The following is a 568-nucleotide window of genomic DNA, read 5'->3' as shown; positions in this document are numbered from 1 at the left end:
GCCTTCGGAGTAGGCAAAACACCGAGATGAATCACCCGGTTAGGGATCATCGGCCAGAACGCGGATTCGAACGCTAACGCCACGAGCTGCCGCGCAACGCTCCGCGTTCCTTGCCACTGGAATGATGTGGCCCCATCCCCTCATAGTGGCCATATGGCCGAACTGCTTCCTGCGCATGAAGAGAAATCCGTCCGCAACTACGTCGAGGGTCAGTCCCGAAACGTCGATGACCCTGACGACCCTGACACCAAAGTCACGCTGGTGCAGAAGGTCAGCAGTTACCGGCTAATCGGCACTGACTACGACGTCTACGACGTGCACATGCCGAAGGAACGCTGGTGGGTCATCACGAACCCCACAAATCTTTACTCGCAGGAATCCTTTCCTGAATACGATGTCGCGTTTTCCTTCCATGTTGGCCTGATGCTGCGGGTGATGCACCGGGAGCGCGTCGACATCGAAGAGGAAAAAGCCGAGGAAGTGGGCGGGGCGTGGAGGCGTTACGAAGCTGCCGTCGCCGCGATGGACTCAGCCCGAGAAGCGGAGGACTACCAAGGTGTAGCAATCA

At 58.1% G+C, this 568-nt stretch carries 1 protein-coding gene; it reads left to right on the top strand.

Annotated elements, in window-relative coordinates:
- Positions 1-153 precede the first annotated feature (153 nt).
- Positions 154-568 (top strand): hypothetical protein (locus CXQ93_RS20285; RefSeq protein WP_219817408.1); only part of this gene is annotated, 415 nt, incomplete at its 3' end.

It is taken from the genome of Arthrobacter sp. N199823 (assembly GCF_002929705.1).
Classification (GTDB): domain Bacteria; phylum Actinomycetota; class Actinomycetes; order Actinomycetales; family Micrococcaceae; genus Specibacter.
The sequence above is the reverse complement of the archived record's forward strand: the minus strand, read 5'-3'. Positions and strand labels throughout refer to the sequence as shown.